6 protein-coding genes, 1 pseudogene and 1 riboswitch are annotated in these 6503 nt (G+C 74.4%); of the genes and pseudogenes, 2 read left to right on the forward strand and 5 right to left on the reverse strand.

Annotated features, from left to right (window positions below; translation table 11 throughout):
• Window positions 1-10 precede the first annotated feature (10 nt).
• The 4 genes from NX801_RS15415 to NX801_RS15430 form a co-directional block, all read right to left on the reverse strand.
• Window positions 11-895, reverse strand: a complete 885-nt coding sequence (locus NX801_RS15415; protein WP_258788275.1) for an ABC transporter ATP-binding protein — start codon at window positions 893-895, stop codon at window positions 11-13.
• On the reverse strand, window positions 892-2106 hold the full coding sequence (locus tag NX801_RS15420) for a FecCD family ABC transporter permease (protein WP_258788276.1): 1215 nt from the start codon (window positions 2104-2106) through the stop codon (window positions 892-894). The genes NX801_RS15415 and NX801_RS15420 overlap by 4 nt, the downstream gene beginning before the upstream one ends.
• A gap of 11 nt (window positions 2107-2117) precedes the next feature.
• Window positions 2118-3200: an ABC transporter substrate-binding protein gene (locus NX801_RS15425; RefSeq protein ID WP_428986149.1), complete on the reverse strand. Its 1083-nt coding sequence runs from the start codon at window positions 3198-3200 to the stop codon at window positions 2118-2120.
• Between the two features lie 29 nt (window positions 3201-3229).
• Window positions 3230-3420: riboswitch (cobalamin riboswitch) on the reverse strand.
• Between the two features lie 115 nt (window positions 3421-3535).
• Window positions 3536-3853, reverse strand: a complete 318-nt coding sequence (locus tag NX801_RS15430; protein ID WP_258788277.1) for a hypothetical protein — start codon at window positions 3851-3853, stop codon at window positions 3536-3538.
• Window positions 3854-4081: 228 nt separating this feature from the next.
• Here NX801_RS15430 and NX801_RS15435 point away from each other — a divergent pair, with 228 nt between their 5' ends.
• The gene (locus NX801_RS15435) at window positions 4082-4591 is read left to right on the forward strand and encodes a mycothiol transferase (protein ID WP_258788278.1); all 510 of its coding nucleotides are present in this window, start codon (window positions 4082-4084) and stop codon (window positions 4589-4591) included.
• A 160-nt stretch (window positions 4592-4751) separates the two neighbouring features.
• On the opposite strand, the gene NX801_RS15440 is transcribed toward NX801_RS15435, so the two are convergent.
• On the reverse strand, window positions 4752-6023 hold the full coding sequence (locus NX801_RS15440) for a phospholipase D-like domain-containing protein (RefSeq protein WP_258788279.1): 1272 nt from the start codon (window positions 6021-6023) through the stop codon (window positions 4752-4754).
• A 267-nt stretch (window positions 6024-6290) separates the two neighbouring features.
• Between NX801_RS15440 and NX801_RS15445 the strand changes: the two are divergent.
• A pseudogene (locus tag NX801_RS15445) lies at window positions 6291-6503 on the forward strand (RNA polymerase sigma factor SigF); the annotation flags it as partial.

Here is a 6503-nt window from a genome sequence, read left to right on the forward strand (position 1 = left end):
GCCCCGGCGGTCAGCCGGCCGGCACCGGACCGCCGGTACCGGCAGGCACCGGCCCGGCCGCCCCGGCGGGCGGCCCCGCCGGCAGGAAGGTGACCTGCGGGGCGCCGGTCCTGGGGTGGACGGCCACCTCGGCCACCACCCCGTACACCTCGGCCAGCAGCCGTTCGGTGAGCACCTCGCCCGGCGGACCGGCGGCCACCACCGCGCCGTCCCGCAGGACGCAGAGCCGGTCGCAGTAGTAGGCGGCCAGATTCAGGTCGTGCAGGGCGACCAGCGCCGTCGTGGGCAGCTCCCGCAGCAGGCCCAGCACCGCCAGCTGGTGCCGGACGTCCAGATGGTTGGTGGGCTCGTCGAGGACCAGCAGCCCGGGCCGCTGGGTCAGGGCGCGGGCGATCAGCACGCGCTGCCGCTCCCCGCCGGAGAGCCGGTCGAACGGCCGGTCGGCCAGCCCGGCGGCGTCCACCGCGGCCAGCGACTCCGCCACCAGCCGGGCGTCCTCGGCGGTGTCGCCGTCGAACAGCCGCTTGTGCGGGGTGCGGCCCATGGCCACCACCTCCCGCACCGTCAGGTCAAGGTCCATTCCCGGGTCCTGCACCACCACCGCCTGGGTGCGGGCCAGCTCGCGGGGCGTGAGCCCCCAGGCGTCGGCGCCGTCCACCCGTACCCGTCCGGAGTCCGGGCGCAGCACCCGGTAGACCGCCCGCAGCAGGCTGGACTTGCCGCTGCCGTTGGGGCCGACCAGCCCGATCACCTCGCCGGGCCCGGCCGTCAGGGACACCTCCCGGACCAGCCGCCGGGCGCCCGCGGTGAGCGTCACCGCCTCGACGCCGAGCTCCACCGCCTCCGGCCACGCGAGGTGCTCCGGCCGGGCCGTGCGCACCGGGGACCCGGTCATGCCGCCCCCCGCTCGGAGTTCCGCCGGGCGTCCCGGCGCATCAGCCAGAGGAAGAACGGCCCGCCGCAGAGCGCCGTGAGCACGCCGACCGGGATCTCCATCGGGGCGGCCAGGGTCCGGGCCGCGATGTCGGCCCACACCAGGAACACCGCACCCGCCAGCGCCGCGGCAGGCAGCAGCCGGCGGTGGTCGCCGCCGGTGAGCAGCCGTACGGCGTGCGGCAGGATCAGTCCCACGAAGCCGATCGGTCCGGCCGACGCCACCATCACCCCGGTGACCAGCGAGAGCACCACGAAGAGCCGGGCCCGGAAGCGCGCCACGTCCAGCCCCATGGTGGCCGCCGCCTCCTCGCCCGCCAGCAGCAGATTGAGCGAACGGGCCCGGGTGAGGAGCAGCCCGACCGACAGCGCCAGCGCCCCGGCCGGCAGCCAGAGGGTGTCCCACTGCACCCCGCCGAGGCCGCCGAGCGTCCAGGCCAGGATCTCGCGCGCCTGATTGCCCCGGTCGGCGGTGATCAGCAGCAGATCCATCACGGCGGTCAGCGTCGAGGCCACCGCCACCCCGGCCAGCACCAGCCGGGCGGAGGTCATCCGGCCGCCGGTGCGGGCCATCACATACACCACCGCCAGGGTGGCCAGTGCCCCGGCGAACGCCGCCGACGGCAGCGTCAGCGGTCCCAGCACCGCGACCCCGGAGACGATCATCAGTACGGCGCCCAGTGAGGCTCCGGAGGAGATCCCCAGCAGATACGGCTCCGCCAGCGGATTGCGCAGCAGCGCCTGCATCGCCGTCCCCACCACCGCCAGGCCCGCGCCGGTCACCGCGCCCAGCAGCACCCGGGGTGCCCGGATGTCCAGCACGATCGTCTCGCGCGCCCGGGTCCAGTCCTGGTCGCCCCAGTCGGCGCCGAGCGCATGGCTGACGATCGCCCAGACCTGGCCCGGCGGGACATGGACGGAGCCGATCGCCAGACCCGCCGTGAGCGAGGCCAGCAACAGCCCCCCGAGCGCGGCCAGCACCAGCCCGTGGGAGGCCCGGGAGGCCCCGCCCGTCCGACCGGAGAGTCCGCCCGCCTTACGGAGGTCGCTGTCCGCCGCGTGGTCCTCGCCCGTGCGGTCTTCCGCCCGGCCGCCCCCCGCCCGGCCTTCGTCCGACCGTCCGCTGTCCGCCCGGCTGTCGCCCTGCCGTCCGTCGTCCGGGGCCGGGGTCACCGCCGGGGCCCTCACCGGAACCGCTCGGGGTGCAGCTGCTTCGCCAGGTCCTCCACCGCGTGCTGCGGGCGCACCCCGACCAGCGTCGCGGTCAGCGGCAGCACCACGAACCGCTTGTTCCTGATCGCCGGCACGTCGGCCAGCGCCGGCTGGGAGAGCAGGAACTTCTTCTTCTCCGCCACGCTGCCCGAGCCGTAGTAGTCGTAGATGGCGATCACCTCGGGCTTGCGGGCCACCACCTGCTCCCAGGAGACGTCCCCGAAGACCTTGTCCAGGTCCGCGAAGACATTGCGGCCGCCCGCCAGCTTGATCACCTCGCTGCCGAGCCCCCGGCCGCCCGCCGTGAACGCGGACTTGTCCCCGCTGTCGTACACGAACACCGAGGCCGGAGCCGTGTCCTTCACCGCCGCCGCGGTCCGGTCGATCCGGCTCCGCAGATCACGGACGAGTGCCTCGGCCCGGTCGGAGACGCCGAAGATCCTGCCGATCGTCCGGATCTCCTCGTAGGTGTCCGCCATCGTCGCCGGCTTGCGCTGGTCGCAGTACTCGCGGTTGAGATAGGTGTCGATGCCCGCGTCCTTGAACGCCTTCCGGGAGCGGCCCTCGTTCTGCGCGAACGCGCTCGCGTAGCCGCCGTAGACGAACTCCGGCTCGGTCTCCAGGATCTTCTCGAAGGAGGGCTCCTTGGCGGAGAGCTGCGGCACGGCCTTGAAGTCCCGCCGGTACTCGGGCAGTACGGGGGAGTCGGGGAAGGCGGTGCCCACCATCTTGTCCTTCAGCCCGAGGGCGAGCATCAGCTCGGCCGGGTGCTGGTGGATGGTGACGGCGCGGGCCGGCGGGTGCCGGTAGGTCGTACGGACGCCGCAGTTCTCCACCGTGACCGGGAAGCCCTTCGCGGCCGCGCCCCCGCCGCCGGCCTTGTCGCCCTTCTCACCGCCACCGCCCGAGCCGCAGCCCGTCAGCAGCGCCGCCGCCAGCGCCACGGCGGTGAACCCGCGCAGCCGCCGGCGGCGGGGGAGCGGCCGTGGCCCGGTGGTCCCGGCGGCGTGCGGGCGGGCGGAAAAGGGACGGGGGACGGGGAAACCGTCGTACACGCAATGCCTCCTGGGGAGTCCGCGCTCCTCGGAACCGGTCCGCGACGGAGCAGTCTCCTGACTCCCGGATCGGCGTTCCCCCGGCCTTCCCGCTCGCGCGGTGGCCATCGGGATGGGAGTCCGCTCCCCGGTCACAGTGGCGGGACCGTGCCGGATTCGCACCGGCTTCCTGATCCCCGTCGTGGTGATGACCAGCTGATCCTACGCAGCCATTCCCGAGGCCCGGCAGCCGGGCACCGCCACCCCGCGCCCGGGCCGGCTCCGGGCCCCGTCCCCGGCCCGGCGTTCCGGGCCCCGTGTCCCTCTGCCCCGTTGTCCCGGGCGTCTCGGGCCTCTCAGGCGGAGGTGTCGATCCCGGTCACCGTCGCGGGCCCCAGCGGCGCCGTCTCCTCGTCGAACCCCGCCTCGCTCAGCGCCGCCGCGGCGGTCCGCTTGGCCCGCTCCTCGGCCTCCCCGCTGGTGTCCGCCTCCACCTCCAGCCGGACGCTGAAGGTGCCGTTGTCGTTGGTGGTGAGAATGTCCAGGTCCTCCCTCCGCCCCAGCTCCGTCTGCTGGGGGTCCGCGGGCCGCAGCCGGCCCACCAGTGCGGCGGACGCGTCATCCGTCAGCGGGCGCAGAAAGGTGCCCGGGATGGTGATGACATAGGTGGTCATGCGCACTCCTCTTCGGCTTCGGCTTCTCGGCCCCGCCCGCCCCCGTGACCTCCCGGAGCCCTCCGGTCGCGTCCGGGCCGGACCATCCTCCCCGGCGGATGCCCCGTGACCGGCCCCGCAACGCCCGCCGTCCGGCGCGTGGCGTGTGGAGGATCCGGCCCGGGGCACTCGGGGAGCGGCCGGCAGGGACCGGCGGACGGACACGGGACGCGGACCGGAGGGTGCGGAATGAACAGCGCGGAGCTGCTCGTGGAGGCGTACGGGCGGATTCGGGAGACCGTGCACGAGGCCGTGGACGGCCTCGGCGCGGAGGAGCTCAACGCCCGGCTCGACCCCGGCGCCAACTCGATCGCCTGGCTGGTCTGGCATCTCACCCGGGTCCAGGACGACCACATCGCCGACGCGGCCGGCGGGGAGCAGGTGTGGACCGCCGACGGCTGGGCGGACCGCTTCGGGCTGCCGTTCGACCCGGCGGAGACCGGCTACGGCCACTCCGCCGCCGAGGTGGGCAAGGTCCGGATCGAGTCGGCCGAGCTGCTCACCGGCTACCACGACGCCGTGCACGAGCGGACCACCGCCTACCTGGAGGGACTGCGCCCGCAGTCGCTGAACCGGGTGGTGGACGAGTCCTGGTCGCCGCCGGTGACCCTGGGCGTACGGCTGGCCAGCGTACTCTCCGACGACCTCCAGCACGCGGGCCAGGCGGCCTTCGTACGCGGCTGCCTGAGCCGCCGCTGAATCCGCCGCCGCGCCACGCGGCCGGAGCCGTGAGGCTCCGAGGGCCGTCGTACGGCCGGGCGGCACGGCCCCGGATCGTCGTACGGCCGGGCGGTACGGCCCCGGGGCCGGCGTCCCCGGAGCCGTACCGGCTGACCGGTGGGCACCGGGTGACGGCGGGTCAGAGGAACCGGCGGATCGGCCGCACGGCCGCCTCCCCGGCCCGCTGGAGCACCGGCCGCCGGCGCCAGCGCTCGGGGTCGACGGCCTCGCTGCGCAGCAGGTCCGCGTCGTAGTCGGCGTCCAGCCGCCCGGTGAACGACTCGTCCAGCACCGCCAGCATGACCTCCTCGTCGTGCTCCAGCGAACGCCGGTTGAAGTTGGTGGACCCGATCAGCGAGGCCACGCCGTCCACCGTGATGATCTTCGCGTGCATCATGGTCGGCTGGTACTGGAGGATCCGCACCCCCGCCGCCAGCAGCGTCCCGTAGTGGTGCTGGCCCGCCAGCCGGCAGGCCCGCTGGTCGGTGTACGGGCCGGGGAGCAGGATCTCCACCGTCACCCCGCGCCGGGCGGTCGCGCACAGCAGCCCGATGAAGTACGGATCGGGCGCGAAGTAGGCGGTGGCCAGCCGGAACCGCTCCTGCGCCGAGGTGAGCATCACCCGCACCAGCGTCTGCATGTCCTGCCAGCCGATGCTCGCCGAACCCCGCACCACCTGCACCACCGCGTCACCCGGCTGCTCGTGCGTGATGAACCGGTCCCGGTCGTCGTAGAGCTCGTCGTGGCACTCCGCCCAGTTCTGGGCGAAGGCGGCGGCCAGCCCGTCCACCGCCGGGCCCCGCACCTGGACATGGGTGTCCCGCCACTCGCCGGGACCCGAGGCGTCCCCGCACCACTCCTCGGCGATGCCGACCCCGCCGGTGAAGGCGGTGTGCTCGTCCACCAGCAGCACCTTCCGGTGGCAGCGGTGGTTCTGCTTGAACGGCGAGAGCCACACCGGCTTGCGGAACCACGCCACCTGCACCCCGGCGTCGTCCATGTCGTCCAGCAGCTCCTGCTCGATCTGCCGGGCGCCGAACCCGTCCAGCAGCAGCCGTACCCGGACTCCGGCGCGCGACCGGGCGGCCAGCGCCGCGGCGAAGTCACGGGCTATCGCCCCCCGCCAGTAGACGAAGGTCATCATGTCGATCGTGTGGGCGGCGCCCTGGATGGCCGCCAGCATGGCGGGGAAGATCTCGTCGCCGTTGCGCAGCGGGGTGAGCAGATTGCCCTCGGTGGCGGCGACTCCGATCAGCCGCTCCAGCCGCCGTCTCAGCCGCTGCTTGCGCGCGGCGGGACCCGTGGCCGGTCCCGGCACCGGCGCGGACGGAACCGCCAGGGACGTGCCGGCGCCGCGGCCACGGGGCGGGGCCGCCGGAGCGGGCGGGGGCGGCAGCTTGTCCAGGGTCATCGGGTGTCTCCGGTCGGCGGGCGGTGGATCGGCGGTTCGCGGACCGCCGGGGTCGGCGGCAGCGTAGACGGCGTCCCGGGTCCGCCGCCACGGCAGGGTGCCGGACCCGGCCCGGACCGGCCGGAACGCCGGACGGAGGCCGTACGGAAGACTGGTCGGAAAAAGAGTGGAATGACTCCGGGAATCCTGGGTACTGGCGCTCCACTGGCACGACGGGGGTCCGGGTGCCACGGACGACACGGGAGGGAACCGCAGGTGAGGGCGATGATGACGAGCGCGCGTGCGACGGAGGAGACCGGCGTCGAGCGCCTGCCCGAGATCGCCGATCCGGGGCGTGTGGCGCCGAAGGACGCGCGAGAGCTGAGCAAGCTGTTCTTCCAGCAGCTCGCGGTGCTCGAAGAGGGCACCCACGCGTACGCGTACGCGCGGAACACGCTGATCGAGATGAACATGTCCCTGGTGCGGTACGCCGCCGGGCGT

Source organism: Streptomyces pyxinae (assembly GCF_024756275.1).
Taxonomy (GTDB): Bacteria; Actinomycetota; Actinomycetes; order Streptomycetales; family Streptomycetaceae; genus Streptomyces; species Streptomyces pyxinae.